21 protein-coding genes and 1 riboswitch are annotated in these 23939 nt (G+C 56.0%); of the genes, 3 read left to right on the top strand and 18 right to left on the bottom strand.

Annotated elements, in window-relative coordinates; genetic code table 11:
• Positions 1 to 171: 171 nt before the first annotated feature.
• Both pheA and RW023_RS03225 read right to left on the bottom strand, forming a co-directional pair.
• Positions 172 to 1107, bottom strand: coding sequence for a prephenate dehydratase (gene pheA / locus RW023_RS03230; RefSeq protein WP_315579864.1), 936 nt, complete (start codon positions 1105 to 1107; stop codon positions 172 to 174).
• Positions 1104 to 1802 (bottom strand): DedA family protein, encoded by a 699-nt coding sequence (locus RW023_RS03225; protein ID WP_315579866.1) that lies wholly within the window; start codon positions 1800 to 1802, stop codon positions 1104 to 1106. Before RW023_RS03225 ends, pheA begins: the two co-directional genes overlap by 4 nt.
• Before the next feature lie 99 nt (positions 1803 to 1901).
• Here RW023_RS03225 and RW023_RS03220 point away from each other — a divergent pair, with 99 nt between their 5' ends.
• On the top strand, positions 1902 to 4523 hold the full coding sequence (locus RW023_RS03220) for a lysylphosphatidylglycerol synthase transmembrane domain-containing protein (RefSeq protein ID WP_315579863.1): 2622 nt from the start codon (positions 1902 to 1904) through the stop codon (positions 4521 to 4523).
• 59 nt (positions 4524 to 4582) lie between these two features.
• On the opposite strand, the gene RW023_RS03215 is transcribed toward RW023_RS03220, so the two are convergent.
• The 4 genes from RW023_RS03215 to RW023_RS03200 form a co-directional block, all read right to left on the bottom strand.
• The gene (locus RW023_RS03215; RefSeq protein ID WP_315579862.1) at positions 4583 to 5473 is read right to left on the bottom strand and encodes a carbohydrate ABC transporter permease; all 891 of its coding nucleotides are present in this window, start codon (positions 5471 to 5473) and stop codon (positions 4583 to 4585) included.
• Positions 5470 to 6408: a sugar ABC transporter permease gene (locus RW023_RS03210; RefSeq protein WP_315579861.1), complete on the bottom strand. Its 939-nt coding sequence runs from the start codon at positions 6406 to 6408 to the stop codon at positions 5470 to 5472. Before RW023_RS03210 ends, RW023_RS03215 begins: the two co-directional genes overlap by 4 nt.
• Positions 6409 to 6534: 126 nt before the next feature.
• On the bottom strand, positions 6535 to 7839 hold the full coding sequence (locus tag RW023_RS03205; RefSeq protein ID WP_315579860.1) for an extracellular solute-binding protein: 1305 nt from the start codon (positions 7837 to 7839) through the stop codon (positions 6535 to 6537).
• Positions 7840 to 7931: 92 nt separating this feature from the next.
• Positions 7932 to 9071 carry an ROK family protein gene (locus RW023_RS03200; protein ID WP_315579859.1) on the bottom strand — a complete coding sequence of 380 codons (1140 nt, stop codon included), beginning with the start codon at positions 9069 to 9071 and terminating at the stop codon, positions 7932 to 7934.
• Between the two features lie 89 nt (positions 9072 to 9160).
• Between RW023_RS03200 and RW023_RS03195 the strand changes: the two genes are divergently transcribed.
• The gene (locus RW023_RS03195) at positions 9161 to 10366 is read left to right on the top strand and encodes a family 20 glycosylhydrolase (protein ID WP_315579858.1); all 1206 of its coding nucleotides are present in this window, start codon (positions 9161 to 9163) and stop codon (positions 10364 to 10366) included.
• Here RW023_RS03195 and RW023_RS03190 read toward each other — a convergent pair.
• The 8 genes from RW023_RS03190 to RW023_RS03155 form a co-directional block, all read right to left on the bottom strand.
• Entirely contained in the window at positions 10363 to 11040 is a 678-nt protein-coding gene (locus RW023_RS03190; protein ID WP_399499297.1) for a deoxyribose-phosphate aldolase, read from the bottom strand. The two genes, RW023_RS03195 and RW023_RS03190, sit on opposite strands and share 4 nt — an antisense overlap.
• Before the next feature lie 15 nt (positions 11041 to 11055).
• Complete coding sequence (locus RW023_RS03185) at positions 11056 to 11229, bottom strand: hypothetical protein (protein WP_315579856.1); 174 nt, start codon at positions 11227 to 11229, stop codon at positions 11056 to 11058.
• Positions 11230 to 11418: 189 nt separating this feature from the next.
• Positions 11419 to 13131, bottom strand: coding sequence for an alpha/beta-hydrolase family protein (locus tag RW023_RS03180; protein WP_315579855.1), 1713 nt, complete (start codon positions 13129 to 13131; stop codon positions 11419 to 11421).
• Positions 13132 to 13152: 21 nt separating this feature from the next.
• Complete coding sequence (locus RW023_RS03175; protein ID WP_315579854.1) at positions 13153 to 13887, bottom strand: class I SAM-dependent methyltransferase; 735 nt, start codon at positions 13885 to 13887, stop codon at positions 13153 to 13155.
• Between the two features lie 9 nt (positions 13888 to 13896).
• On the bottom strand, positions 13897 to 14826 hold the full coding sequence (locus tag RW023_RS03170) for an ABC transporter ATP-binding protein (RefSeq protein WP_315579853.1): 930 nt from the start codon (positions 14824 to 14826) through the stop codon (positions 13897 to 13899).
• Positions 14823 to 16490 carry an iron ABC transporter permease gene (locus RW023_RS03165; protein ID WP_315579852.1) on the bottom strand — a complete coding sequence of 556 codons (1668 nt, stop codon included), beginning with the start codon at positions 16488 to 16490 and terminating at the stop codon, positions 14823 to 14825. The genes RW023_RS03170 and RW023_RS03165 overlap by 4 nt, the downstream gene beginning before the upstream one ends.
• Positions 16487 to 17572, bottom strand: coding sequence for a thiamine ABC transporter substrate-binding protein (locus RW023_RS03160; RefSeq protein WP_315579851.1), 1086 nt, complete (start codon positions 17570 to 17572; stop codon positions 16487 to 16489). Before RW023_RS03160 ends, RW023_RS03165 begins: the two co-directional genes overlap by 4 nt.
• A 47-nt stretch (positions 17573 to 17619) precedes the next feature.
• A riboswitch (TPP riboswitch) is annotated at positions 17620 to 17719 on the bottom strand.
• 14 nt (positions 17720 to 17733) lie between these two features.
• Positions 17734 to 19161 carry an amino acid permease gene (locus tag RW023_RS03155; protein WP_315579850.1) on the bottom strand — a complete coding sequence of 476 codons (1428 nt, stop codon included), beginning with the start codon at positions 19159 to 19161 and terminating at the stop codon, positions 17734 to 17736.
• A 64-nt stretch (positions 19162 to 19225) separates the two neighbouring features.
• Between RW023_RS03155 and RW023_RS03150 the strand changes: the two genes are divergently transcribed.
• The gene (locus tag RW023_RS03150; protein ID WP_315579849.1) at positions 19226 to 19630 is read left to right on the top strand and encodes a DUF2218 domain-containing protein; all 405 of its coding nucleotides are present in this window, start codon (positions 19226 to 19228) and stop codon (positions 19628 to 19630) included.
• Here RW023_RS03150 and RW023_RS03145 read toward each other — a convergent pair.
• The 4 genes from RW023_RS03145 to tmk form a co-directional block, all read right to left on the bottom strand.
• Complete coding sequence (locus tag RW023_RS03145) at positions 19612 to 20091, bottom strand: hypothetical protein (protein WP_009408404.1); 480 nt, start codon at positions 20089 to 20091, stop codon at positions 19612 to 19614. The genes RW023_RS03150 and RW023_RS03145 overlap by 19 nt on opposite strands.
• Positions 20092 to 20216: 125 nt before the next feature.
• Complete coding sequence (locus RW023_RS03140; RefSeq protein ID WP_315579848.1) at positions 20217 to 21866, bottom strand: alpha/beta hydrolase; 1650 nt, start codon at positions 21864 to 21866, stop codon at positions 20217 to 20219.
• A 20-nt stretch (positions 21867 to 21886) separates the two neighbouring features.
• A complete protein-coding gene (locus RW023_RS03135) occupies positions 21887 to 23134 on the bottom strand; it encodes a DNA polymerase III subunit delta' (protein ID WP_315579847.1) in 1248 nt (415 codons plus the stop codon).
• Positions 23131 to 23865 carry a dTMP kinase gene (tmk, locus tag RW023_RS03130; protein ID WP_315579865.1) on the bottom strand — a complete coding sequence of 245 codons (735 nt, stop codon included), beginning with the start codon at positions 23863 to 23865 and terminating at the stop codon, positions 23131 to 23133. Before tmk ends, RW023_RS03135 begins: the two co-directional genes overlap by 4 nt.
• Positions 23866 to 23939 lie beyond the last annotated feature (74 nt).

The following is a 23939-nucleotide window of genomic DNA, read 5'->3' as shown; positions in this document are numbered from 1 at the left end:
CTCCCCCCTCGCGCACGTAGTAAGGACCCAGCGAAAGCTGGGTCCTTTTGTTTCAGCCGCGACTCCTAGTCCGCCCCATGCGCAAAGCAGCGCATTGCGCGCCTCGCTTATCTAAACTGTGAGGCCGGCTGACGCCCTCAGGCGCCAACCGGCCTCGTAAAAATCAGCAGTTCAGTCCTGCTCGACGCCTGCAAGGAGCTCGCGCACCCAGCTTCGCGCGCGTCGATAGTCCTCGTCATCTTGGGGGACATCCGCGCTATTGACCGTCGAGCTGGGGTACGAACCCATGAATCGCACATCCGGAGACACGCGATACAACCCGCGCAGTGCCGCCTGAATATGTTCCTGAGCGATGTGTCCAACCATGTCAATCGAGAAAGTATAGGCACCCAAACCATCGCCACTGGGACGCGATTCGATTCGTGACAGGTCAACGTCATGCACCGAGAACTGTTCAAGCAAACGCATGAGCGATCCCGCTTGGTTCACAGGCAGCGCAACTTGAATGGTCGTCTTGTCATGTCCCGTCGGAGCTGTCAGGGCTCCTTCAATTGGCCTTCTCACGCATACAAAACGCGTGATAGCACCCGGATTATCCGCAACATCCGTGAACACCGATTCCAAACCGTAACGATCCACCGAGGTTGCGTTACACAGAACCGCGTCGAATGCGCTTTCGCCCGAACCCAAGGTCTCGGCCGCTGCTGCAGTCGAGGTCGTGGGGACGTGAACAACGCCGGGGAAGGTTTCCTCAGCCCAGTTTCGGCACTGCGCCCACGCGTGCGGGTGGGTTCCAATCTTGCGAATATCCGATACTTGGGTTCCGGGTCGAACAGCCAGGTGGAAGGTAATCGGCACCAACATTTCCGCGCGAATCACCAGCTGAGGGTAGTCTGCCAGGGCATCGAGCGTTGCATTGACGCCGCCTTCGATGGAGTTCTCAATGGGCACAACTGCCCAGTCTGCCCTTCCTTCACGCACGGCCTTCATCGCCAAAGGAGGAGAAGTCAGCGGAATGAGTTCTGCTTCTTCGGGAGCAACCTGACGCAGGGCTTGCTCGGTAAAGGTTCCAAATGGGCCAAGAAATGCGATTCGCGGCGTACTCACTCGGCGTGCTCCTCTGGCGCGAGGGTCTCGGTTTCACCGGCCTCAGCGTGCTCGCCTGAACGCTTCTTTCCGACGATCTCAATGACCACGGGCAGAACCGAGACGAGGATGATGACACCCAGGATCAAGGTCAGGTTGTCATGCACGAAGGGAACATTACCCAGAAGTGAGCCAACGAGAATGAATCCCGCGCCCCAGATCAAGGCACCCAGGGTGTTGAAGATCAGGAACTTGGCGTAGGGGTAGCGCGCCATTCCCGCTGCGATCGGAATGAAGGTACGAACGAAGGGGATGAAACGACCAATGACCAGCGAACGCCCGCCGTAGTCACGGAAGTATCGTTCTGCCTTTTCCAAGTGCTCGGTCTTCAAGATTCGAGCATCCGGTTTGAAGAACTTGCGTCCCCACTTTGCGCCAAGGAAGTAACCGATCTGTGCGCCGATGAAGGCCGCAACAACAACCATGATGATCAGTGTCGGCAGGTGTAGGCCCAGTCGGTCGTGCAGCAAACCTGCTGTGAAGAGTAGAGATTCTCCGGGAAGAACGGGGAAAAGAACACCCGACTCAACGAGGACGATGAGCATTGTTCCCCACAAAACCCACGGTCCCATTGCGACCAGCAGACTTTCGGGGTCCTTGAACCAGTTGATGAAGGTATCCAGACCTGAGGCATTGACCATGGCGGCAGCAAGCATGCAGATTTCCTTAAACTCGGGCACCGTTCACCTAAAGAGTGCACGGCATGTTACGAAGTCAACCCTACCGGTCTTTACACAACAGATAGGATGTCATCCATGGAGAATTCCGAGGAACTGGTCACGTCTGACATCACCGAGGCCCCCACATCCTCTGTGGAACCACCGGTGGATCCCCCTGAATCCGAGTTTGAGGATGCACCTGAATCGACTACACCCATTTCCTTGCACTCTCAGCTTCCCGAACCCGTTTTCTTTGCCGATCACCTACTTTCCCGTCGTCGGCGCCGGTCTGATCTCAACGAGGCCATCATGTGCCTTGTGGGAATTGTTCTTGTGTGGGGCCTAGGATTCGTTGCATCTTCAACTACAGAAGGCGTCGCTCAAGACGTTCTACGAGTCACAGTGATCCGTGATCTCCTCCTGATGCCCCTGTCGCTCTTGGAGGGCCTGACTATCTTGGTCACCCCAATCGCCGTCATTGGAATGTTGCTTTTCCGCCGACAGGTCTCCACTGCCATCGAAGCTCTCGCCACCGCCTTGATCGCTGGCGTGGCCTCGTATGTAATCTTGCTGGGACTTCGCCAACTCCCTGAAACCATCACTGGCCCACTCAGGGTCACGAACGTGGAGAACGGACAGACGGCCTCGCACATCGCGATCAACCTGGTCGCAATCGCTCTCATTGCCCTCTTCACAGCTGCGGGTGAAGCGGAAACACTTCGTTCAGTCCGCTGGTCCCACTGGGCTCTGGGCGTCATCATCGTCATTTGGGTACTTCGCGGGCAACTCACTCTTCCATCCGCGTTAATCTCCGTTCTTCTTGGTCGCACTTTTGGTGTCTCGTCGCGTTTCTTCTTGGGCTTCCAAGACCGCAGTGCCTCGGGTGGCCAGATTGTGAAGGCGCTGCTCTCGATCCGGATTATTCCCTCACGCGTCATCCGCACAGACCTTCTTCCCGCGGGAGTCACGCTCGACACATGGACTATTACGGAAACACCACACGGCCACTTCCATATGGAGACCGCTGAAGCTGATTCAGCGGAATACACGATTGCCCGCCGGCCACCGGTCGACGGAAACCGCCACTACCAGGTCTGGGATACCTACGGCGTTCCATACGAAATCACTATTTTGGATCCGGGCCGCGGTATGACCGGCACTCTCCTGGAAGTATGGAACAACGTTCGCCTGCGCGGGATTTCTCGCTGGGTTTCCCCCTCGGTGAAAGCAGCTGCAGAGCGTTCCATGCTGACCGCTATTTCAGCTAAACGTTCCGGTGTTCACTTGCCCGAGCCCATGGGTATTGCTCAAGCTGGAAACTCGATCATGACGGCGATGCGAGCTCTTCCCCCGACAGCTTCCCTCAAGGATCTGGCCGACACCGACGCATTGAGCGATGACATTCTTGATCAGGCGTGGAAGCAGCTCCTCTTGGCACACTCTCACGCAATCAGCCACCGCCACATCGCCCCTTCCTCCGTCGTACTCGACCAGTCCTCAGAGGTTTGGCTGATCCACTGGGATGAAGGTGAGGTTGCAACTACTGAGCTCAACCAACGCATTGATATTGCTCAGCTCCTCACCCTTCTTGCTATCTATGCTGGGCCCGAGCGAGCTCTGGCCTCGGCACGACGAAACCTCACTGAAGCGGAATTGGTCGCCTGCGCACCGGTTCTTCAAAAGCCGGTTCTTCCTTCCGAGGTTTCCTCCGCTCTTCGACGCAGTGATCTTCTGGATCGCCTGCGCGAGGCGATAGTGGCCGACACCCCGCAAGAATCCGTTCAGCCCGCAAACCTTCAGCGCTTCGCACCCAGGACAATGATTACCTTCGGTGTTCTGGCAGTTGCGGTTGTCGTATTGATGGGTTCGCTCAACTTCTCCGATATCGTCGCTGCGGTGAAGCAGGCAAGCCCTATTTGGATCGCTGTCGCTTTCGCTTTCGCAGCAACAGCTTGGGTTGGAGGAGCCGTTCCCCTGGTCGCTTTCAGCCAAGAGAAGGTCAAATTCGGCGATGCCATCTTGGCTCAGATCGCGGCTTCGATCATCACTCTTGTTGCCCCCGCTGGAATCGGTCCGGCGGCGCTCAACCTGCGTTTCCTGACAAAGCAGAAGATGTCGACAGCCGCTGCCGTCACCACCGTTACTTTGCAACAGATTTCCCAGTTCCTGGTGACCGTTTCATTGTTGGTCATCGTGCTGTTCTTCTCGGGTTCGTCGCTTTCGGTTTCACTCCCCTACGGCGCGATTATTGCCGGAACCGCTGTCGTAGCTGTGATTGTCATCGTGTGCATTTCGATTCCGAAGATCCGAAAGTTCATCTGGTCGAAGATCGAGCCAACATGGAAGCAGGTGTATCCGCGTCTTCTGTGGGTTGCCGGTCAGCCTCAGCGCCTCCTCGCGGTGCTCGGTGGAAACCTGCTCATGAATATCGGTTTCGTTGGAGCCTTCTGGGCTTCCTTGACCGCAATGGGCGGGTCACTGAACTTGGTGACGCTCTCCATCACCTACTTGGCCTCGAACTCGCTGGGTTCTGTCGTCCCCTCCCCCGGTGGCATCGGTCCGGTCGAGGCCGCACTCACCGGTGGCCTTCAAGTTGCCGGAATCGCCGTGTCCATGGCTCTTCCGACTGCAATCATCTACCGTCTGGTGACCTTCTACGGCCGCGCTCCCTTCGGCTGGCTTGCCCTGAAGATCATGCAGAAGCGAAACCTGATCTAATTCCCTGCCAACCTTGCTGCATATCGACAGAGCGACATGCAGCAGCCAGTCAAGATTTTTCAGCCCTTCACAGCCCCCGACACCATGCCGGTCGACATCCGATTCTGAACGAAAATGAACAGGATCAACACGGGGATTGTGATGAGTGTTGAGCCCGCCATCACACCACCCCAGTCCGAACCTTGCAGGCCCTGTTGGAAAGATTGCAGCCACAAAGGCAAAGTCACTGCCGAATCGCGAGAGAGCACAATCAGGGCCAGCGTGTATTCATTCCAGGAGTGAAGGAAGGCAAATACCGAGGTCGATACCAAACCCGGTGCGAGAAGCGGTAAGGTCACACGCATGAATGCTTGGATACGCGTGCATCCATCGATCATTGCGGCCTGCTCGAGCTCCTCAGGGACAGCCTCGACATAACCGCGCATCATCCAGGTGACGAAGGGCAGCACACCACCCACGTACAGTAATGACAGGCCAGCAACCGAGTTCAACAAAGCCCATGAGTCCAGCATCCTGTACTGGGAAATAAAGAGTGCTTCGGCAGGGATCATCTGAATCACAAGGATTGCAACGATCAGAGTCCGACGGCCTCGGAAATTAAAACGTGCCAAGGCCAGAGCTGCAAGAAGTGAGCACAGGGTTGTTGCCACAACGGTGATGACTGCCGCGCTCAAGGACATGAGCAACGCGGAGTGAAATGCGGGAGATGAGAGCACCTTGGCGAAGTGTTCGGTGGTCAGCGGCGCGGGGATCAGCTTCGGTGGGCTCGACAGGAGGTTTTTCTCGGTTTGGAATGCTGAGTTCACCATCCAATACACGGGAAGGAGCCAGACGAGCGAAGTGATCACCAAAATCGCGTTGACTGCAATCTTGCTGGGATGGATTTTCTTGCGATTGAGGGGACGAGGCGCAGCCTGGTGTGCGCGTTCCCGAACCTGTGCGGCGCTCATCGTGCGTCCCCCTTCGTGAAGAGCATGTGAATATATTTCGCTGTAATCACTACGGTGATCAGCAAGATGACCGTTGCAAGGGCCGAGGCCATCCCATAGTTACCCTGAGAGATACCGAGGCGGTACACGTAGGTACCTAGAAGGTTTGTCTCAGTCGAAATCGAACCCGACTGCTGAAGAACGTAGATGTGGGTGAAGACACGCAGGTCCCAAATCACCTGAAGGACACCAATGAGTGCGATCACTGGAGAAATCGACGGGAAGATCACGTAACGAAGGCGTGAAATATAGCCGGCTCCGTCAATCTGTGCGGCCTCAAGCAAAGAGTCATCGATCTGCGTGACAGCCGCGTAAATGGAGATCGTCGCTAGGGGCATGGATGCCCAGATGATGATTGCCGAGGCGACTAAGAAGAAGGTCCAATACGAAGCTGAGAGCCACGCGAACCCCTTGAAGGGAAGACCAATCGATGCCAAAAGGAAGTTGATCAGACCAAAGTTCGGGTCGACCAACCATTGCCACACAGTAAGAGAGGCAAGAAGTGGCATTGCCCAGACAACAATCAGAGTGGAGTTCATGAAGGTTCTGGCAGCAGGAGAGGCCGCTCGCATCATGAGCGCTAGGGAGATTGCACCGACCATGGTCAATCCCGCAGTCCACGCGCAGAAGGCGAGGGATTTTGCCAGGACAGACCAGAAATAGGAGTCGGAGAGAATCGCAATGTAGTTATCCAGCCCCACCCATGTTGGTGGCTTCCCGAATTGCTGTTCCAATCCGAATTTTTGGAACGACATAAGGAACTGGCGAACCATGGGGTATCCCAGAACAACCAGGACCAAAATAACGGCTGGGCTGAGAAGGAGGAAGGGTGCCAGCGTGCGCGTGAGTTTCTTGCGTGGACTGCCCGCACACACTGGGCTTTGCGAGGAGGTCATCGTTGCTCTCTCCGACTGTTGGGAAGGTTCGGGGAGTCGCCCGTAAAAGGTCGGACGACTCCCCGATTCGGATGCGCCTTTCTGTCTATCCTTCAGATTGGCGCGAGATATGAAGGAGTATCGCTCCTACTGCTTGTTCAGCGTGGTATCGAGCTTCGCGCCTGCATCCTTTGCAACTGTCTTCACGTCCTTGCCCTGGGCGATTTCGGTGAAGAAGTCTCGGATGACGTTATCGCCTGCAACGACGCCCCACTGAGGTGTGTTCGGCGTGAGCTTGGAGTTCTCGATAACAGTGGTGGAGATGTCCGCAAATGCACCTTCCGAGGCCGAACCGTACTGGGTATTACCGGGAGTCCATCCAGCCTTGGCAACCATGGTCTGGAAGTTCTCAGAGAAGATCACTTCAAGGGCCTTCTTGGCCAGCTCGGGATTCTGCGCGTTTGATGCCAGCGAAATGGAGGAGCCACCTGCGAAGGTCTGTCCGACGCTTCCTTCCTTGACTCCGGGGATCGGCATGACGCCAACCTTTCCTGCGTCCCACAGTTCCTTATCGATCTTCTTGGCAACCGAGCCAGTGCCGACCAAAATACCGACTTTGTTCTCATTGAAGTACTTCTGGAAGCTCTTCTGCGAAGCGGAGGAGTCCATCGCGTATGCGGTACCGTCCTTGAAAATCTTCTGAACACGCTCGAGTGAGGCGACGGTGGCCGGATCGCTGAGCTTTTCTTGCCACTTCCCATTGCTCAAGGTTGCGTAGTCGCCACCGCCGGCGAACATCAGGGACTCGACACCGTGAATATCTACTGCCGACAGGTACATGCCGGAGAATCCTTCGACGTTATCGGGGTTGGCCTTACCCAGCTTGATTGCCGCGTCTGCCAGCTCATCGATGGTCTTCGGGACAGCGATGTTTGCCTTTTCGAAAAGATCCTTACGGTAGATAATTCCGCGAGCGCCCGCATACAGCGGAAGTGCGTAAAGCTTGTTATCCCAACGTCCTGCATCGATGAAGGACTGAATAAGCTTGTCGCCACCGACCTTGTTATAGAGATCATCGACGGGTGCGAATGCGCCGACCGATGCGAAGACCGCGGTCTGGGTGTTACCGGTTTCGACCAGATCAGGGCTTTCTGACTTGGAAGCCAGCGAGGTTTGCAGCTTGGAGACGATTCCGTCCCAAGGCTGGATTTCAACCTTGAGGGTGTTTCCGGGGTTCTGTTCTGCGAAGGTCTTTTCCAGATATGCGATGGCGTCGTCCGAAATCGAGCCTTCCATGAACCACACGCGCACGGTCTTTCCGGTCAGCGCGGAGGTGTCAGAAGATGCGCTTGCATCGGGGGTCGAAGACTTTCCGCATGCGGCGAGGCCGAGGCTAAGGACACATGCTGTGGCCAGAGCGATCACACGCCTTCTGGTTGTGTGCTGAGACATCTTAATTTCCTCTCAAACACTACGCGCCTGTGCGTAGATGAGTTTTAGTATCACTGCCGACAAAAAGTTTGTCAAGGAGCGTAACACTTTTGTTATGCGACAGAGCGGACGATCGATTCGACGATTTCCTCATCGTGAACGATCACCCGGAAGGCTGCAGCAGCCATTTCCTGTGCCGAGGCCGGCTCCCCCGCGCAGGAAAAACGAACGTTGTGCGCAGACAGAGGAAGGCCTCGGCGACGAACGATGCGACGAAGCGGCTCGAGAAGGTGAGCGCCCACCTTTGCGAGCTCTCCCCCAAGGACGATTTCCTCTGGATCAAGAAGATTAGTCACGGTGACCATTGCAACACCCAGCTGTTCACCAATTTCTTCAACCAAGCTCACGCAGGCATGATCGCCATCATTCACAGCATCAACAAAATCGGATACCCCCGCATTTTCGCCCAGAATTGGTCGAAGACGAGCAAGGATTGCGGGGGTCGACACATACTGCTGCAGACAGCCCCTATTCGAGCATTCGCAAGGAATTCCCATGGGATCAATACTGATATGCCCCAGCTCGCCCGCTCCCCCATGCCCCCCTCGAATCAGTGCCCCATCCAGCACATATCCCATGGTGATACCGTGAGAAAGATGGACGTAGGCCATAGAGGACGCCGGCTCGTCCATTCGCTCATACTCAACAAAAGCGGCAAGTCGCGCCGTATTCTCGACGCAAATCGGAGCATCCAGTAGTGCGCCCATCGCCTTAAGCGGATTGGTGCCCTTCCACATTGACGAGGCCGCACTCCCGACCACTTCACCCGTGCGAACGTTGATCTGAGTATTAACCGCAACGTGACCCGCACGCACCATAGGATCGCCAAGCTGGGCACGCATGACAGACAGCGGCGCTGCGACGTGCGAGAGGCGAACTTTTCCGCTTTCGTGAGGCTTTTCTGCGATTTCGCGAGAACTGAGAAGGCGGCCATCAACACTGCCGATCGAAATTAACGTCCGATCAATCCAGAAGACAACCGACACCAGAACACCCACTTTTTCCGTGAGTTTGACGGTGGATTTCAATGGAGATTCTCCATCATCGGCCATGTATCCCTCGGCAATGAGGTCCTGGACCAGATTCGTGACGGTTGTGCGAGAAACCGAAAGACTGCGAGCCAAGGCAGCGCGATGCTGCGGTCCCTGCATCACAAGAGCTGCAATTGCGCGCTCTTTATTTGTACTCAGCACTTTTACTCCATTCAGACCTTGGCACACACAGAATCTGATGTTACGATTCGTAACACTAAAGTCGGTTGACCTAATTAAAGAGGATTAACGTGTCACCCTCAATGATCCCACATGATCGCGAATGCACACCAGCCTTCGCATGGCGTGGATTTATGCTCGATTGCGCACGGACATTCTGGCAGCCCGAGCTTATCCACGAGATCATTACTCTGCTGGGACGCTATGGCTTCAACCGCCTTCACCTTCATCTCACCGATGATGCTGGCTGGCGTATCCAGATCCCCGAATTCCCTGAACTCACCCAAACGGGTGCGCATTTACCGCGCGAAGCTTTCGACTGGTACGACAATGTCGACTCGGATAAACGCACGGTCATGATCGCGAGCGCTCCACAAGACTCCACGTGTGGCTATTACACGGATGATGAGATCCGGGAAATTATCACCCACGCTTCCTCAGAAGGAATTGAGGTCATCCCAGAAATTGACCTTCCCGGTCACATGCATGCAGCAATTCGCTCCTACCCCGAGCTGGGAGATCCAGCATTGGCGAAGCTCCCTCCCGAGCATTGGAGCCATCGTAATGACCTTCTTTGGCCCACAGATCAATCCTGGGCTTTGATTGATGCCGCACTCACCCACGTCGCTCTTCTCTTCCCATCGCCGATCATTCATATCGGCGGGGACGAATGTCGTTTCGAGGCCTGGGAAAACGATCACGCCTTGATGGATTCTCTAGCATCCCAAGGAATTCATAGCGGACGTGAGCTCCAAGAATCCATGACTCGACGCGCACTCGAAATCCTTCATTCTCTGGGTAAGCACGCTGCCGGTTGGGATGAACTCACCGAAATCGCCCCGGCAGATGTTCTTGATGACACTCTCATCATCGCGTGGCGAGGATTCGGTGAAGGACCCCGACGCGCAGCGCTCTCTGGACAACCATGGGTATATGGATGCTGCGACCAGCTCTATCTGAATCGCCTGGCTGGAGAGGCCTCGGATGAACCGGCGGCAATGTTCGGAGTGATTACTCCCAAACGAATCCTCACCGAGGTCATGGAGGAGATCACACAAGCGGCCTCCGCGCCAATTGGCATTCAAAGTGCACTGTGGTGCGAATTCGTTCCCACACGTGAGCAGTTGTACTACCAGCTTTTCCCGCGTTTGCTTGCCGTCGCCGAAGTTGCCTGGCACGGCCTCGACGCCCTAGATGGCACCGAGATGCGCGAGAGGATCGATACGGAAATGGAATGGCTGGCCTCGCAAGGGGTACTAGGCCGCAGCCGCAGTTAGGCGATCAGCTCCAGAGCCGCCTTCACCGCATCCTCAACGCTTCCCTCGCTGGGGTAGACCAGAGAGGTATCCGCCATGATTCCAATGATGTTCGGGTACGACAGTGCTTCTTGAACGCGGTCGCGAAGTGCGGCCACGCCCACGCTGAAGTCCACTCGCAAAACGATGGGCAGAGTGGTCGCATGGGCAAGGCGCTTCAGGTCCTCACACAGCGGGAGCATAAGCCATGTCAGTCCCGAGGTCGTTCCCAGACCCGATGCGATCGCGGTTGCTAGGCAGATGGAATCCATATCGAGGTGGGTGCGGACACGACCGGATTCGTCGCGACTTGAGATCACGGCTTCAAGCAGGGCAATTCTGCCCGAGGCGTTGAGCGCGCATACGCCGCGAGCGCAGCGAGACAAAGTATGAGAGGAACCCTCATCGCTGTAGTCCAAGCGGAGCAGCATCTTGCCGCCATCCAAGCGAGACTCATGGATTCCCGCGATGTCGTAGCCGCTCATGACGTCGTCTAATTCGAAAGAAGAGTCAGCTAAGCCGCCTCGGTTCATTGAGCCGATGACGAACTTTTCCTTGAGCACTCCAGCGATCGCCAGGTCTTCGACAAGATCAGCTGCGCCCACGCAACCCTTGAGTCCTTCGATGGCGAAGGCCTGGCACAGACGGTCGAGCAGATCCCAGCGGTCTTCCTATGCCCGAGGATTGCCTCCCGCCGCCAAGTTTCCACGAGCGGGGTCGTCGGCAGCGATCATGAGGAATTTTGCGGTGGGACGGATCCCCATTCCGCGCTCGCGCATCACGAAACCGATTTGCTCGGGGTGATTGACCCTCATATCGATGATCTGATTGATATCAATACTCATCGTTCGTCTTCTTTCCGCACATCCGCGCAGGCATCCATGCGGGCGGGGACGTCGTCGTTAAAACCATAGATTGTTGTTGCGGCCGCATCGACGCGGTCGCGGTCACAGTATCACCAAAATTCCGCGCACTAAAAATTTGCAGCGAGGCCAGGCAGCACTTTTGCGGGGTCGCGCGCCTCCTTCTGCGTCCTATTGGCGTTCAGATTTGGCGAGATTCTCGCGAATGGCCCGGCCGATCTTTTCGTGGGTATCTTCCTGAATCCACCGTGAATCCAAGCCAAAGTGCGATCCCGCGTTTTTCTCATCCTCGCGAAGCCCTAAAATCGCTTCCCACAGCGGAATGAGTTCTTCGTGATAGGTGTGCCCATGACCACCCGGAGCCGTACCCGCAACCGGCATATCGACGAGGACCTGAATGTAGGTCGCACCTCGCGTGTAATGCATATGGGGGCTGACATCCCCGTCAACCTTTTCTGAAATCCAGTCGGGCTTGTGCCACACTAACTCCGAATTCCACCAAACCACCGGATCCGAGGGATGCTGGGCATAGACAACCCTGGGATAGTTCCAATCGCCGAGTTCGCGACCGTAAACATCTGCCCAAAGATTCTCTGGAACATTAACGAAACGTACGTGGCGGCCATTTGCAACAACGGGGGCAACCTCGGGACTGCCTCGGTGACGGATGGCAGTCAGTTCCGCGTGCATCGGCGTAAAGGCAGGAGTTCCCACCCACAGCGCACCGTCAGTCCGACTTAAAACATCGACAATTCCCGAGAAGACATGTTGCGAGGCGTAGGCACCTAAAGATTCTCCGCAGACAAAAAGCGCTGGCCTACGGTCTTCTGGAATCTCATCCACCGCGCGACGAATCGTTTCAAAGAGAATGACCGCTGCTTCTTCAGAAACATCCAGATCCGTCAGGAAGTTAATCGAGGAAGGAACGAAGGAGTACTGCATCGAGGCCGTCGCACAATTCCCACGAGTCAAGTACTCCAGGGGTTGAACCTGCCATTCGTCAACCCATCCAGATCCCGTCGAAGTGGCAATCAAAATGACAGCGCGTTCAAAAGCACCCGTCCGATGCAATTCTTCGACAACAAGATCAGCGGCACTTTGCAGGCTCTGTCCTTCTTCGGGCATCCCTGCATACACGCGAATGGGCTCCATAGCCGAGCAACCCGTAACGGCCTCGATATCGGCACGACTGGGACCACGCCCAAGGAACACGCGCCCCTGGCCGCCAACGGACTCCCAGCTCGAGTAGGACGAAGGCGAACCCGAACGCTCGGCCACCTGGGGCTGGACAATCCCCTTTGCCGTGCGGTTATTCATCTTTCGCGCATGACGGGTGAAGAAATTAATACCCAGCTTCAGAAGGACCTGCGAGGTCAAGGCATACACAATGACGACAAGAATGAGCAGTGAAAGAGCCAGCGCGAAAACCATATTCATCCACTGGCTCAGAACACTAACAATTGCCCGGCCAATCCACTGTAAGCACCAAGCAATACCGAGCAAAGCCAGCATCAGAATGAAGGCGCAGAAAGTTCCCAAGAGGTATTCCCCCAAGGTCTCACCACGCATTCCGACCAGATAATTGGCACGCTTGCGCTCGCGATAGGACTGGAGCAACCAGCGGAGGAACCACAAGAAGAACCCCAGCAGTAGTACAGCCCTAAAAGCAATCGATACCGATTGTGGAGCGCTAATCTCAACACCAAGCCTGGGCACAACCAGGGCATAGAAACGCTGGATCGTCAGTCCAACGATGTAACCAACAGCCGAGAGAACACCGGAGGCAACCGCGTGCCACTGCCACGATCGGGCAAGAAGAGAAGGCGAAACGGATACGCCGTACATCACCAGCGCACCGACGACGCCAATTAGTGAAATATCCATAACACCTCCTCTGAATATGTCTCATTCTGCCTGATCTGCAACCCAGACGAGCGTGAAATAGGGAAGTTTCACAGTGGAGTGAGGCTCAAAGCCCAGGTGTTCATAGAGGTACCAGCGCAGATTCTCTTGCATTTTTTCGCGCCCCGCAGCGGTGGAACGCAAGTAGGACGAGCGCGTTGTCCCCAGCTCCATAATGGCTTCGGGCGTCATGGAATCATTCCAATCGAAACGATTCAATACCGGTTGGGACCAGTGTTCTCCCAGGGTCGGAGGACGGTCGGGACGGTGAACATCACCCGAACGCATAATTCTCGTGAGCCTGTGGACCCATGGGATTGTCACATCCATTTGATTCCACACAATCATCAACTGCCCACCGGGACGCACAATTCTGTGCATTTCCTGCCCCGCTGCCTGCGGGTCCACCCAATGCCACGATTGTGCGAATACGGCGCGGTCAACACTCGCATCCGGCAGCCCAGTTGCCTCAGCGCAGGCATCAAGGACCTGCACATTCTCATCGTGTCCCAGGAGCTTCACCAGTTGTTCGCGCATCGCCTGAGCTGGCTCAACTGCGATCACCTTCGCCCCGCGCTCAAGAAGCTCCGCGGTCAGTTTTCCCGTTCCCGCACCGACATCCGCAATGGTGAGTTCCGAGGCCTTCTCCCCCGCAAGAATCGTATCGATCGCCTCGCGCGGGTAGCTTGGACGAACAGCACCATAGGAGTCTGTCGCATGTTGAAAGGGATTGGTCACGAGTGAAGCCTAGTGGATTGTCCCCCGAGATGCCCGAACCTGAACCCGCTGACCAACAGAAGGGATCGGATCACCGAAAGGAACTCGCATCAACTCTGGTTCTGTAGCAGGAGAAGATTCCAGCTGAACGGGAATCACAGAGAATCCCCGTCCGCGCCTCAGCACAGTACCGCGCACAACCGCCCAGAGCTCACCTTCTGTGCCAGCAAGCTCCAGTTCTTCCTTCTCGACTCCCAAAAAGCGCGCAACTTCCATGTCTCCCGGGTCCTCCCACACGGCCTCGGGACTATCAAGGCGACGAAGATGACCGGCGATCATCACGCCAATCTGATCGGCAACGGTAAAAGCCTCATCCTGGTCATGGGTGACGTAGATGCTCGTGATTCCTTCGCCTGTGATAATTTCACGCAATTCGACCGACAAACTTTCACGCATTGAACGATCTAGCGCGGAAAGCGGTTCATCCAAGAGAAGGAGACGAGGTCGTGGGGCCAAAGCGCGGGCCAAGGCCACTCGCTGCGCCTGACCTCCCGACAAGGATTCAATACTGCGCGACGCAAACCCCTCCAGACCAACGATCGCAAGGACTTCAGCGACTCTGCGCTCACGCTGATCACGTGACAGATGACGCAGGCCATAGGCGACATTTCCTTCGACACTGCGATGCGGGAAGAGCTGCCCGTCCTGGAACATCAAGCCAAAACCACGCCTATACGTAGGAGTGCGAAGAATTGACTGTCCGGACCACTGAATATCGCCCTGCTGAGGACGTTCAAGGCCCGCGATTGCGCGCAACAAAGTCGACTTTCCACATCCACTTGGGCCGAGAAGCGCGGTGATTTGGCCAGACTTCAGAGAAAAAGAGACACCGTCTACCGCACGGAAAGAACCGTAATCAACGCTCACATCGATGCACTCTAAAGCCGTCGAATCGGTCATAGTCTGTCTCCAATCTCCGCTGGACGCAGCCATTCCATACAGGTAATCAGCAGTGCACACACCGCTGCAAGAAGGACACAAGAAGCCATCGCCACGCCCTGATCTAAGGCATCAGGGCGCGAAATCAAACGATAGATGACCACGGGAAGCGTGACTGCATCCCCCTTGGCAAGGAAAGAGGTCGCACCAAACTCACCCAATGACGTCGCAATCGCAAAACCCGCAGCGATTCCCACGGAGCGCGCAAGGACCGGCCCATCGATTGTTACTAAAACTCGAGAATCGCTGGCCCCCAAACTTGCCGCAGCTTCGCGGAGCCGGGGGTTAATTGCTCGCAAAGAGGGCGCGATGAGGCGAACAACCAGAGGAAGAGCAACGACGGCCTGCGCACAGGGCACCAGGATCCAGGAACTGCGCAGATCGAGAGGCGGGCGATTCATGGTGATGAGGAATCCAAAACCAACCGTCACGGCAGAAACACCCAAAGGAAGCATGAAGACGCTTTCCACCACAGCTAATGCACTTCGTCCCACTCGTGAACGGGGATGACGCGTCACAAGAAGAACCACGCAAACGCCCACACTCAAAGCAATAACCATTGCAACAAGGGCGACAAGAAGCGAATGTCCCAAAGCCTGCAGGGGTGAGACACGAAGAGCGGGAGTGAAGGAAGAATCTGCCAACTTCGCGTAGTGCTCAAAGGTTAAACGGCCTCGTCGGTGAAGGGAACGCCACACCAGTGCGGCCAGGGGCAGAAGGACAAGCACGCAAATAACAAAACCGCTGAAAACCAGTGCCCACAGATCTCCCGCGCTCACGGGCCTCTCTGCCCGAGGCGCACCCAAAGTTGCCGCGTTCTTCCCGCGTCTGCGCGCGGCCTCGGCAATGATCAAGGACAGTGCAATGACAACTAACTGAACAATGGACAGCACCGAGGCGCTGCGAAGATCCAAGAACTGCGTGGTGAGCATATAGATTTCGGACTCGACGGTCGTGAGCTTCGAACCACCCAAAATCAACACAATCCCGAAGGAAGTCGCGCAATACAAGAAGACCAACGAGGCCGCAGAGGCGATCGCGGGAAGGAGCGCCGGAAGGGTGACACTCAGGAAAACGCGGCGTGGAGGAGCCCCCAGACATGAGGCGACCTGAGCGGGACGCTCATCTAATTGGGACCAAAAACTGCCAACATTGCGCACAACCAGCGAGTAATTGAAAAACACCATTGCTGCGACGACCGCGGTCATCGTGCCATCCAGCCCCAAGAAGCCTAGCCACCCCTGAGGCGCAAGAAGAGAGCGAAAAGCAACACCCACAACAACTGTGGGCAGAACAAAGGGCACCGAAATGACTGCGCGAAAGAATCGACGTCCAGGGAAACGACAGCAGTACAGGGCGTAGGCACCCGGAATTCCCAAAATCAATGAAAAGGTCGTACCCAGAAGGGCCATCCACAGGGTACGGCCAATGACTTTCCAGGTTCGAGAAGCCCCCAAAAGCTCACCTAGGCCCGAAAGGTCAATCCCACCGCCTTCAGCACTAAATCCCTGAGCGATGAGAGTCGCCGCTGGCCACGCAAAAAACAGCGTAAGAAACGCCAGGGGGACGCCGAGGGCCACTGCCCCGGCGCCCACCCTAAGCGCACGCTGTCGAAAATCTGTCACCCAAGAACCGTTTCTTGCCAGGACTTGAGCCAAGCGGTCGAGTTCTTCTCAACCTCCTGAGGATCAACACGCAGGGGCTTATCGGCCAGAGGGCCAAACTTTTGCAGAGCCTCGGGTGCCTGACCTTTGTAGGGGTGCATGTAGGTTGCCTTCGAAATTGCACTCTGGACTTCGTCAGAGAGCAGGAATTCGATGAATTTCTTTGCTCCTTCGGGGTTCTTCGCTCCCTTGAGGACACCGGCATATTCAACCTGGCGGAAGCAGGTATCGGTGATGACACCGGTCGAGCTTTCGGTTCCTGCATCATTGACCGCATAGGCGGGAGAGGAACCGTAGGACACCATCATGGGGTAGCTGCCCTTGCCTTCACCAGCGCTGTAGTCAACATTGAATGCCTGCGACCAGCCCTCGGTGATCTTCACGCCGTTGTCCTTGAGTGACTTCCAGTACTGGGTGTACCCATCGGGACCAAACTTTGCGATCGTTGCCAGCATGAATGCCATTCCCGGAGTTGATGATGCCGGGTTCATGGCGACAAGCATGTCCTTGTATTGAGGCTTCGTCAGGTCTTCGAAGCTTGTCGGCACAGCAAGCTGGTGATCGGCGAACCACTTCTTGTCGTAGTTCACGCAGACATCGCCGCGATCGATGGGAACCAGACCGGGTTCGCCCTGGAAATTGTCATCTGCGTTGGGCGAAGTGATATGTGCATCCTCGATGATTCCCTGACCGCCAATACGGGTTGAAACCGTATTATCTAGGCCGAAAACTGCGTCTCCCAGGGGTGAATCCTTGGTAAGAACCAGCTGATTGGCCAGCTCCCCTCCGTTACCGATTGCTTGGATTTTCGCAGTGATTCCGGTCTTCTCATGAAACTTATCCAGAAGATCTTGGGGGAAGTCGAATGAATCGTAGGCAAGAATAGTGACACTTTGATCACCCTGTGTCGAGGCCGTGCCAGCCTGCGTTGCAGCACCATCCTGAGCGCTTCCCGCGCAAGCTGCAAGAGAGCCTGCTGCAACCAAAAATATCGAAGTTGATGCGATCAAACGGACGCGACGGTGCGCCAAAAAAATAGACATTATCTTCCTCCGCTAATGGTGGAGGGCTGGACTGCCTCGGGGGAGGCAGTCTGGAGATTGCGACTTCCTACGCCGGCATAATCCGGATCAGGTGTAAGGGTCTGCATTCGCACTCTCAGCCCACGGTGGGCTCCCCTGTCTTACTCGGCAAGCATAGCGCATCAAGCAGAGAGGGATGTACGGCCTCGGCGACCCAGAGAACGGTGGCGACGAATCACACCGACAACAGTGATGCCAACCATCCACGCAGCCGACATCAATAGCCCCTGCAGACTTTCCATATCCAAGGAGAGCACGACGACCATTGCAGCAATGAAGGCGATAAACACCCAGGCGGAGAAGACGCCGCCAGGAAGCGGGAAGGGCGAATTCCGATGTTTGTCCGGGTACTTGCGCACGTAGAACAGGTAGGCAATAACAATCAAAACCCATACAACCATGAAGAGGGTTGCCGACATTGCGGTCACCACGGTGAAAACGCTCAAGATTGAATCACCAAAACCCAGAAGAACAGCGGCGGAAAGCAAGAACACACACGAAAGGAAAAGTGCATTCTGGGGGACGTGGCGCTTTGACAGACGACCAAAGAATGGTGCCGCATCACCCTGAAGTGAGAGGGAGAAGAGCATCCTCGAGGTGGAGTAGATCCCCGAGTTGGCCGACGAGGCCGCAGAAGTTAGCACCACCAAGTTCACCAGTGAGGCAGCTGCGCCCAGTCCCGTCATTGAGAACATCGTGACGAAAGGCGACTGTGTCTTATCAATCTGATCCCAGGGCGTCACCATCATGATGACCGCAAGAGAGCAGATGTAGAACAGAACAACACGAACGGGAATCGAGTTGATCGCCTTGGGAAGAGTTTGCGTGGGGTTCGAGGTTTCGGCGACGGCCGTTCCAACAAGCTCAATACCAACGAAAGCAAAAACTGCGATCTGGAAGCCACCCAGAAATCCGCTCAGTCCTGTTGGGAATAGGCCTCCGTGACTCCACAAGTTCGAAACCGCTGCGGTTGTACCGTTGCTGTCACGCATACCGATGGCGATCATCACGACGCCGACGACAATCAGAGCAATGATTGCAACGATCTTAATCATCGCAAACCAGAATTCGGTCTCTCCGAAAGCCTTGACAGTCATCGCATTGAGTGCGAAAAGAAGCAGTGCTGTAGCAAGAACGGGAATCCACGCGGGAAGGTTCGGAAACCAATAACGCACGTAACCGGTAACGGCAACGACGTCAGCAATACCTGTAACCACCCAGCACAGCCAGTAGGTCCATCCCATGACAAACCCTAGGGTTGGGCCGAGAAAGTGCCGAATGATATCGGCAAAAGTGCCGTATCTCTTATCCGAGAGGAGGATCTCGCCCATCGCTCGCATGAACAGGAAGAGCGCGCTGCCAATGATCAGATAAACCAGAAGGATCGAGGGACCAGAAGTTGCAATGGTCTTTCCAGAGCCCATGAAGAGGCCGGTACCGATTGCGCCGCCAATAGCGATGAGCTGGATATGGCGGTTCGTTAGATTGCGCTGAAGCTCGCGGCCCGAGGCGTCGCCGAAGCTCTGCTCATCGTGTTCGCTGGTGCTCATTGTGATCCGTTCTCCCAGTTGAGCTTTCCACGCTAGCATGCCCCGCCTGGATAGATAGGGGAAAATGGCTTCTATGAGTGAAGTGATCATTTCCGTCGCCATTGTTCCCACCGAGCGTGCACGCCGATATGGGCATCAGCTTGCCTCACATATGGGACGAAAAATCGACGCACAGTGGGATGATGAATCAGCTCGCGGAACGCTGATCTTCACTCGTGAGGGGATGCCCGGTGGCGAGTGCACAATCTCGTGTACAGACCAGCACTTGCGTCTTGAGCTGAAGACTTCTCCCGAGGCCGTGGCGCACCTTGAATTTGTCGTCGGGATTCACCTGGCTCGCTTTGGGTATCACGACGGGCTCGAGGTTGCGTGGATGAGGAAGAATCCTAGCGATGGTGAGGAAACTCCCGGAACCACGCAGGGTCCCTTAACAGCAGAGGATATCGAGCGTCACCGGCGCTCTAAGTAATCCTTCGCGCTATCAACGGCCTGATCCCACAAGCCGGCTTCGTCTTCCCAAAGCTGGTAGGCCTCGTCCTCATCATCGCTGAGGGCAGCAATTCCCGATTCCTCAACGTGAAGTGCGATCTTGCCTTTTTCTTCTGAGAGTGAGACCTCGATAGTCGTCAGTGTCTCTTCGGGAAATTCATCACTGGCCACGGGGTACCAGCGGAAGCGCACAACATCCATGGGATCTTCGTCGAGTTTTTCGACAAGCCATGTTCCCGCTTCCGGATCGGTAACGTGGTACAGCCCGTCATCACCGTGCTCAACATCATGGTCGCCCAGCGGTCCATCATTGATCCACCAGCCGGGCTCAGAGACCAGGGCCCAGGCATTCTCGATGGTGGTGTCAATGAGCACGTCGGCTTCAACACTATCCGTGTTCTGACCGGGAGTTTCTGTTTCGTCATCACCGAAGAAGTCCATAGCTCAACGTTAGCGAGCTAAGGTCCCGCTGCCAAGGCCATCGGAGAAATTGACGATAGGGCAAGCCTCTACGGACCTAGACGGTCCCACTCATTTCGACGCGCATCTTTGAGGAACCAGCGCTTCTAGGAGTCAGCCCCGCACTGAAGATCGGAACTGGGAACGGCGTTACGCAGGAAGTAACCTTCAACAGCTGTCGCCACACACTTGCTTCCGTTCTTCGAGTACGCGGTGTGGTTCCAACCGTCCCAAGTCACTAACACGCCCGACGACAGCTGCTTCGCCAGATTCTGGGACATCACGTAGGGGGTTGCAGGATCATGAGTCGTACCAACAACCATGATGGGGGCTGCACCCTCAGCCTTGATTGCCTGGCGCTTCGCATGCGTGGTCGGCCAGCCTTCAAGTGCGGCAGAGGTGAAGCCGGCCAGATCACCAAAGATCATCAGCTCTTGCTTAAGTGCTGTCGCGTCCTTCTCCCACTGGGCTGCGTTACCAACAGGCTCGAAGTCCAAGGAGTTAATAGCAACGATCGCATCCATCGAATTCGATGAGTAGCTTCCGTCCTTATTGCGTTCGCTCAGCAAGTCCGCAACATAGAGCAGCGTCGAGCCGTCCTCTGAGTTCAGCGCTTGCTGCATTCCCTGCGTGAGAATTGAGTACGTCTGCGTCGAGTACAGCAGCCCAACGACAGCGCTCATTGCGAGGTCGTGAGTGAGCGGGCGATTCGGATCTGAGGTTTGAAGCGGAGAGTTGTACAGGCTGTCGAAGAAGTTCTTCATCTGCTTCATGCCGGCATCTGCATCGCCCTTGAGTGGGCAGTTACGTGCTGCCTGGCAATCCTCCACCCAGTGACGCAGGGAAGCCTCAAATCCACGCATCTGCATGGCGGAGAGCTCATCACCGCTCACCGAGGGGTCAAGCGCACCGTCGAGCACCATGTGACCCACGTTTCCGGGGAATTGCTCGGCATAGGTGGCGCCCAGGAAAGTTCCGTAGGAGTAGCCCAGGTAGTTGAATTTCTCTTGTCCAAGCAGCGCACGAACCATATCGAAGTCCTTCGATGCATTCACGGTGTCGATGTGCTTGAAGATGTCACCGCTGAGGTCTTGACAGCCCTTGGCGAGATCTCGAGAAGTATCTTCTGCGAGCTTGATCATTTCCGCGGGACTTGCGTTTGGGTCGATCGGGTTTCGCGTTCCAGCTGCGTCGCCGTCACGCTCTTCATCAGTTCGGCAACGAACAGGGGTTGATGCTCCGACGCCTCGCGGATCCAGAGCAACAATGTCAAAAGCTGAGACAAGCCCCGTGCCCAAAGAGCTGGTGACCTGTGAAGTAATTGCGGACACCGATGCTCCACCGGGACCGCCAAGGTTGTAGAAAAGAGCCTTGCCTTCACTCTGATCTCCGCGGTGGACCGCCAATGCAAGGGTGATTTGATTCCCATCGAGGTTCTCCCAGTCCAGCGGTGCAGTCAGCGACGCACACTGATACTTGTCGATATCGCGCGGTGCAGACACCCCGGTGCTTGTGATTTCCGAGGCCTCACACTGTCGCCAATTGAGCGGCTGAGAGTAAAACTGCTCTTTCGTGGGCTTGCCGGGAAGCGGGTCTGCCGCATGCGCGACCGTCACCTTGTTTTGGTTCGAGGTGCCTGCATTGGCGCTGGTGGCAGCCTGATCGATGGCATTCTTCGCGTAGTATGCGATGCCAAAGTTTGTGGCAAGCGCAAGTACGATCAACACGGAGACGATCAGGCGGGAGCGTGAATTCATGCCTCTACCCTATTCGATGTCTAGACCTGCGGTCGAAGTGAGAGTGCCATCGACTCCAAAATCAGAGGTACTGACATGTTTGTTGTCAGCCGCTTTCGAGCTTCCTCAATTGCTTGGACTCTCTTCATGGTCTGCTGCGGGGTGGATTGAGAACAGAGCTGGTCGATGAGATCTAGGCAGTCATCATTGATCGGTTCTTGATCCGTTCCCAATTGACGCAGGAGAACGTCCCTATAGATTCCCAAGAGGTCGACGAGGGCTCGGTCAAGAGAATCTTGAATGGCTCGCTTTGAGCGTCGCTTCTGGTCTTCTTCGAGTTCACGGATACGTGCGCGCTGATGCGAGGCCGGGCTCTGGCCTTCTTCCATTCCCAATTGGCGCATGAGTTCGGCCTTTTCGCGGGCGTTGCGTTCTTCAGATTGGGATTCTGCTTGAGTTTTCGCAATGGAGAGGAGGTCCTCTGCAGCAAAGACCGCTTCACCAACAGAACGCACCTGTGCCGGGGCAGTGATGATCTGCCGGCGACGCTGACGCATCTTGGGGTCTTTCGCGAGGGCCCGAGCCAAGCCGATATGCGATTGGGCTGCACGGGCTGCGGATAGCGCATCCGCAGGATCAACACCGTCACGACGAACAAGAAGGTCCGCGACAGCGTGCGGATCTGGAATTCGCAGTCCCAGATGCCGACATCGCGAACGGATGGTGGTGATCATGTCTTCTGCACTGGGAGCACAGAGCAGCCACACTGTGCGCTCTGGCGGTTCTTCAATTGCCTTAAGGAGAACATTCGCCGTGCGTTCCATCATGCGGTCAGCATCTTCAATGACGATGACCCGCCAACGTCCCTGTGAAGGTGCGGTCTGTGCACGCAAGACGATCTGGCGAACCTCATCGATACGAATTTGCGTGGATTCCGTGGTGAGGATCGAGACATCGCCATTTGTCCGAGCAACTGTGGTGCGGCATCCTGGACACTGTCCGCATCCGGGGAACTCTCCGGTGCACTGAAGGGCCGCTGCAAAAGCGATTGCCGCAACCGAACGCCCCGAACCGGGAGGCCCCGTGATGAGCCATGCATGGGTCATTGAGCGAGATGGGTCATCAGTGGGCTGAGTAAGCGACGAGGCATCTGCGCGCACGGAGCCGGACGTTTCCACAGCTGGATGCACCTCTTGGGCGTGGTCGACGATTGCTCGGGCGCCTTGAGCCGCCTGTTGCAATACCGCCAGGGCATGTTCCTGGCCGACCAATTCATCCCAAACGCTCACAGAAGAATGCCATCCTCTTCCAGAAGAGCCCAGAGCGTTGCCTGAGACTCAACGGGCTTGGTGTCTTCTGCAGCTTCTTCGGGCAATCCCTGGAACGCCGCATCAACACGTTCTTCCAGAACTCCACGAATTTCACTGAAAACCTGATCTTCAGTTCCCACGCCATCGATGACGACGATGCGATCCGCTTCAGAGTCCGCAAGCGCCAAGTACTGGTGACGTACGCGCTCATGAAATTCCATAGATTCGCGTTCCATTCGGTCCGGTTCGCCACCGCGACGCCTGGCGGCAACTTCCGGCGGAACGTCAATCAGCAAAGTGAGATCGGGGAGCAAACTTTCCGTTGCCCACATAGACAGGCTGCGGATTTCATCCACACCTAAGCTGCGCGCAGCTCCCTGATAAGCCAAAGACGAGTCGATGTAGCGATCGACCAGAACAATTTCCCCACGTTCAAGGGCCGGCCTGATCAGGGTTGCGACATGGTAGGCACGATCAGCGGCATACAGAAGTGCTTCGGTGCGGGGATCAACATCTTCCGGTCCGTTCTGAACCAATTGACGCAAAGTCGTCCCCAGCTCTGTTCCACCGGGTTCTCGGGTGACAACCACCTGTTGTCCGCGTTCTTCAAACCACTGGCGAACCCGCTGAATTTGGGTACTTTTACCGGTCCCATCTCCCCCTTCGAAGGTGATGAAGAGTCCGCGCCCCGCCTGTGCACCACTACCCATTGATCTCATGTCTCTATCTTGACAGTGCCCACCCGCATTTGCGTCCATTTTGGCAGCGGGTGGGCGAAAGAAAA

This window comes from uncultured Actinomyces sp., from assembly GCF_963542285.1.
Lineage (GTDB): Bacteria > Actinomycetota > Actinomycetes > Actinomycetales > Actinomycetaceae > Pauljensenia.
This window is presented reverse-complemented; position numbering and strand designations above follow the sequence as displayed.

Coding starts and splice junctions, on each gene's coding strand:
- RW023_RS03225 (WP_315579866.1), bottom strand. CDS start 1,802: ATGCTTGCTGCCGCCATGGTCAATGCCTCAGGTCTGGATACCTTCATC.
- RW023_RS03220 (WP_315579863.1), top strand. CDS start 1,902: ATGGAGAATTCCGAGGAACTGGTCACGTCTGACATCACCGAGGCCCCC.
- RW023_RS03215 (WP_315579862.1), bottom strand. CDS start 5,473: ATGAGCGCCGCACAGGTTCGGGAACGCGCACACCAGGCTGCGCCTCGT.
- RW023_RS03210 (WP_315579861.1), bottom strand. CDS start 6,408: ATGACCTCCTCGCAAAGCCCAGTGTGTGCGGGCAGTCCACGCAAGAAA.
- RW023_RS03205 (WP_315579860.1), bottom strand. CDS start 7,839: ATGTCTCAGCACACAACCAGAAGGCGTGTGATCGCTCTGGCCACAGCA.
- RW023_RS03185 (WP_315579856.1), bottom strand. CDS start 11,229: ATGAGTATTGATATCAATCAGATCATCGATATGAGGGTCAATCACCCC.
- RW023_RS03180 (WP_315579855.1), bottom strand. CDS start 13,131: ATGGATATTTCACTAATTGGCGTCGTCGGTGCGCTGGTGATGTACGGC.
- RW023_RS03170 (WP_315579853.1), bottom strand. CDS start 14,826: ATGACCGATTCGACGGCTTTAGAGTGCATCGATGTGAGCGTTGATTAC.
- RW023_RS03160 (WP_315579851.1), bottom strand. CDS start 17,572: ATGTCTATTTTTTTGGCGCACCGTCGCGTCCGTTTGATCGCATCAACT.
- RW023_RS03155 (WP_315579850.1), bottom strand. CDS start 19,161: ATGAGCACCAGCGAACACGATGAGCAGAGCTTCGGCGACGCCTCGGGC.
- RW023_RS03150 (WP_315579849.1), top strand. CDS start 19,226: ATGGCTTCTATGAGTGAAGTGATCATTTCCGTCGCCATTGTTCCCACC.
- RW023_RS03145 (WP_009408404.1), bottom strand. CDS start 20,091: ATGGACTTCTTCGGTGATGACGAAACAGAAACTCCCGGTCAGAACACG.
- RW023_RS03140 (WP_315579848.1), bottom strand. CDS start 21,866: ATGAATTCACGCTCCCGCCTGATCGTCTCCGTGTTGATCGTACTTGCG.
- tmk (WP_315579865.1), bottom strand. CDS start 23,865: ATGGGTAGTGGTGCACAGGCGGGGCGCGGACTCTTCATCACCTTCGAA.